The following is a 4,839-nucleotide window of genomic DNA, read 5'->3' as shown; positions in this document are numbered from 1 at the left end:
CACAGATTAAAGCCGGTGAAATCAAAGAATTAAATATTATAGTCAAGGCAGACGTACAAGGTTCTGTAGAAGCCGTAAAACAAAGCTTAGAGAAATTAAGCAATGAAGAAGTGGCTGTTCGCATTATTCACGGTGGTGTTGGTGCCATTAACGAATCTGACGTAATCCTTGCAAGTGCATCCAATGCAATTGTAATCGGATTTAATGTTCGTCCGGATAATGCAGCTAAAGAAACAGCAGACAGAGAAAAAGTTGACGTACGATTATACCGTGTTATTTATAATGCAATTGAAGATGTGGAAGCTGCCATGAAGGGTATGCTGGATCCAATATTCCAGGAAAAAGTAATTGGTCATGCAGATGTAAGACAGACATTTAAAGCTTCCGGATTAGGAACAATTGCAGGTTCTTATGTAACAGACGGTAAGATTGTCAGAGGCTGTTCTGCAAGAATTATACGTGACGGCATTGTAATATTTGATGGTGCTCTGGCTTCTCTTAAGAGATTTAAAGATGATGTAAAAGAAGTTGCATCCGGATACGAATGTGGTCTTGTATTCGAGAAGTTTAATGATGTAAAGGAAGAAGATACGGTTGAACTATATATTATGGAAGAAATTCCAAGATAGTTATCTATATTTTCCTGTATTTGATTTATAAATGAATTTGTCAAAAATAAAATGAATTCGTCAAAAATAAAATGGATTTGTCATTCTGAGCGCAAAATTTAGTACAGCTGAATTCTGTGCTCTTAGAATCTAATCCTTTCAGTAATAAACTGGTGTGAAAGAAAATATAAAAGAAAGGTAACCACATATTTTATTCTTTCACATTTTATGTGGTGGTATCACAAGTTTTGTGATACGCTATGGGTGTAAATATGAGAAAGAATAGTATCAAAAACACTAGGATTAATGGCGAAGTTCAACGAGAACTAAGTATGTTAATCAGCAGAGGAGAAATAAAAGATCCCAGAATCAATCCTATGACCTCTGTAGTGGCTGTGGAAGTTGCACCTGATTTAAAACATGCTAAAGTATATATTAGTGTCCTTGGTGATGAGGAATCAAGAAAAGCTACTTTAGCCGGATTAAGAAGTGCAGCACCGTTTATCAGAGGTCAATTGGCAAGAAGCATTAACCTGCGGAATACACCTGAATTAACATTTATTATGGATCAGTCCATTGAATATGGTGTAAATATGTCAAAATTAATAGACGAAGTAAATCATGTTTCTGCTGACAAGGCGGAAGAAGGAAATAATGAGGAAGATTTACAAAATGGTGCGGATGAATAATAGAATGACGCAGATTAATAAGTAGAAGACACAGATGAAAAACGGGAAATAAGAAAGCATCTATAGGATGGTTCATGTTGAGGTGAGAAGTAGTGAAACAATAACTGCAAGGCAGCTTATCTAACTGAATTTTATCGGTTATAAAAGGCGTCAGAATACCGGAATAGAGGATAAGATGAAAAAAATATTAGAAGAATTAAAAGATGCTAGAACAATTGGTATAGTAGGCCATATAAGACCGGATGGGGATTGTATTGGCTCTTGTATGGCTCTTTCCCTTTATTTAAAACACAATCTCCCTAAGGATAGAACTATTGATGTATATTTAGAACCAATTCCAAGTAAATTTCTACTTTGGGAAGAAGCTGCATTCGTAAAGCAGACCAATGATAATCATATAATATACGATTATTTTATTGCTCTTGATGCTGGAAGCAAAGATCGATTGGGATTTGCAGAATCATATTTTAATGAAGCAAAAATTAAAGTTAATATTGACCATCATATCAGTAACACCGGTTTTGGAGATATTAATTTAATTATAGATAAGGCTAGTTCTACCAGTGAAGTTTTATTTGACTTATTTGATGAGAATAAAATTGATACGGAAGTTGCAAAAGCCCTTTATTTAGGATTGATTCATGATACCGGCGTATTTAAACATTCCAATACGACGGAAAAAACCATGAATATAGCAGGTAAATTAATAGCAAAAGGTATTTCCTTTTCTAAAATGATAGATGAGACTTTTTATCAGAAAAGCTATATACAAAACCGGATATTAGGAAGAACTCTGATAGAGAGTATACTGGTTTTAGACGGTAAATGTATTGTATCTTCTTTAAGCAAAGATATCCTTTCTCTTTACGAAGCGGCACCGGCAGATCTGGACGGAATTATTGATCAGCTTAGAATTACAAAAGGTGTGGAAGTGGCAGTTCTTTTGTATGAAACAAGAGATCAGGAATTTAAAGTCAGTTTGAGAGCAAATGGAGATGTTAATGTAAGTAAAATAGCAGTCTTATTTGGAGGCGGAGGGCATGTAAAAGCTGCCGGCTGCACCATGAAAGGGTCTGCTTCTGATATAATTAATCAGCTAACAAATTTAATAAATGAACAATTAGAAATTAATAAATAGAAATTAGTAAATAGAAATTAATAAATAGAAATTATCAAATAGAAATTAATAAATAGGAATTGTTAAATAGCCAAGCTTTTTAGTATGAATATATAATATAAGATATGTAAAGTCACAGCTTGATACTTAATGTAAATTTTTTTTAATTCTTTAAAGCAAAGAAAGATGAAGGGCCTAAAAACTTTATAAAATACAGCAGCTTGGAAAAGGAGTTAAAAAATTGATTCATGGAATTATTAATGTATATAAAGAAAAAGGTTATACCTCTCATGATGTAGTGGCAAAATTGAGAGGTATATTAAAGCAGAAAAAGATTGGACATACCGGTACCCTGGATCCGGATGCAGAAGGTGTTCTGCCTGTTTGCTTAGGAAATGGTACGAAATTATCTGACATGCTAACTGATAAGAATAAAACTTATGAGGCAGTACTTTTACTGGGTCAAACTACAGATACACAGGATGTAACCGGAAAAGTCCTTACTACCTGTGAAGTAAAAGCTGACAAAAAACAGATAGAAGAAGCTATATTAAGTTTTGAAGGTGAGTATGATCAACTGCCGCCTATGTATTCCGCACTCAAAGTCAGCGGTAAAAAGCTATATGAACTGGCTAGAGAAGGAAAAGAAGTGGAAAGAAAAACAAGAAAAGTATGGATACATAATATCCATATACTGGAGTTCGATGAAGAAAATCATGAAGTAAAAATAAGAGTGGAATGTTCCAAGGGAACCTACATTAGAACTTTATGCCATGATATAGGGGCAAAACTTCAGTGTGGCGGTTGTATGAAAAGTTTATTGAGAACGAAAGTCGGACAATTTTCCATTGTAGATAGTTTAAAGTTATCGGAAATCAGCGAGAAGGTATCAGAAGATAAAATACTGGATTCTTGTATTCCTGTAGATGACATGTTTCCCGACTATCCTAAAGTAACGGTTAAGGAAGAATATTGTAAATACATTTATAATGGAAATAGTTTTTATACAAAACATATATCAGAAACGCAAAATATAAGTGACCAAGCCCCAATTAGGGTTTACGATTGGCATAATCATTTCGTTGGAATTTATGAATTTAATCAAAAAGATCAGATATTTAAACCTATAAAAATGTTTTTATAAGCTACAATCAGAAAACATAGCTGAAAGACAACTTGGCAGCCTATTAATATAGTATCTGACTTGCAAGCAACCCAGAAATGCAAAAAGAGGTTAGCAACCCCAAAATGCAGAAAAAGGTTAGTTTGAAAAATCAAAATTGTTTCACAAAGTGAACCGTGAAACAATTCACTTTGCAATTTGTATTACCACAAATTCGCAGAGTGGCGGCAGAATGGAGATAAGTATGAAATACATTGCAGGTGAAACAGAGTTTAAAATTACAAACAGTGCGGTATCTTTAGGTAAATTTGACGGAATACATCTTGGTCATCAACTTTTGCTAAATAAAGTGCTGGAATTAAAAAAACAAGGATTACAAGCTGTTATGTTTACCTTTTTATATAATCCTAGAAATCTTTTTTCTGATAAAGAGATTGAATTAATCTATACAGAGGAAGAAAAGAAGTATATTCTAGAACAAAATGGATTTGATGTATTGGTTTCTTATCCTTTTACAAAGGAAACGGCCTCCATGGAACCGGTAGATTTTATAAAAGAAGTTTTACTTGAAAGATTAGATGCCAAAGTCATTGTTGTGGGTGCTGATTATTGTTTTGGACATAATCGGCGAGGTAATGTTGACTTATTAAGAGAAAAATCCCAAGAATATGGTTATGAACTTATTGTATTTGATAAAATGAAAATCGAAGATCAGGTTATCAGCAGCTCCTATATCCGAAGTAAAATAGCAGAAGGTGATATGGAACTGGTAACTAAGCTTTTAGGGAGACCATTTTCCATCATAGGAGAAGTAAAACACGGCAGAAAAATCGGACGAACCATAGGATTTCCTACCGTCAATTTAATTCCTCCTTCTTCTAAATTATTACCCCCTGACGGAGTATACGCTTCCATGACGAGCATCAACGGCATCAAATATCCGGGTTTAACCAATATAGGCTTTAACCCCACAGTAGGAACAACACCTGAGAAACGTGTGGAAACCTACATATTTGATTTTGAATCAGACTTATATGGTGCCACCATTGAAGTCTCACTCTACGCATTCGAAAGACCTGAAATGTCCTTCCAATCAGTCGAAGCCTTAAAAATTCAAATGTCCCAAGATATAATTTATGGACGTAAATACTTTTCAAAATAAAAATTTGTTGCAGCAGGACGCTTTGCCTGGGGATATGTAGAACTCAAAAAGTGTTGATTGGGTTTTCGTAATGACTTAATTTATTTTTAGTAAGGATAACATGGTGTATAGGGTAAATTTTGCTACCTTTCCCTCGTGCG

Annotated in this window: 5 protein-coding genes; all 5 read left to right on the top strand. The window is 34.1% G+C overall.

Annotation, left to right across the window (positions count from 1 at the left end; genetic code table 11):
* The coding region (locus RT261_RS10295; RefSeq protein ID WP_331665454.1) for a hypothetical protein at nt 1–629 on the top strand (629 nt) is incomplete at its 5' end.
* Nucleotides 630–880: 251 nt separating this feature from the next.
* The gene (gene rbfA, locus RT261_RS10290; RefSeq protein WP_313132300.1) at nt 881–1,297 is read left to right on the top strand and encodes a 30S ribosome-binding factor RbfA; all 417 of its coding nucleotides are present in this window, start codon (nt 881–883) and stop codon (nt 1,295–1,297) included.
* Nucleotides 1,298–1,472: 175 nt separating this feature from the next.
* A complete protein-coding gene (locus tag RT261_RS10285; RefSeq protein ID WP_313132298.1) occupies nt 1,473–2,435 on the top strand; it encodes a DHH family phosphoesterase in 963 nt (320 codons plus the stop codon).
* A gap of 220 nt (nt 2,436–2,655) precedes the next feature.
* Nucleotides 2,656–3,558: a tRNA pseudouridine(55) synthase TruB gene (gene truB, locus RT261_RS10280; protein ID WP_313132297.1), complete on the top strand. Its 903-nt coding sequence runs from the start codon at nt 2,656–2,658 to the stop codon at nt 3,556–3,558.
* 223 nt (nt 3,559–3,781) lie between these two features.
* Nucleotides 3,782–4,699 (top strand): bifunctional riboflavin kinase/FAD synthetase, encoded by a 918-nt coding sequence (locus RT261_RS10275; RefSeq protein ID WP_313132296.1) that lies wholly within the window; start codon nt 3,782–3,784, stop codon nt 4,697–4,699.
* The last annotated feature ends 140 nt before the right edge of the window (nt 4,700–4,839 follow it).

This window comes from Anaerocolumna sp., assembly GCF_032079385.1.
Lineage (GTDB): Bacteria > Bacillota > Clostridia > Lachnospirales > Lachnospiraceae > Anaerocolumna.
This window is presented reverse-complemented; position numbering and strand designations above follow the sequence as displayed.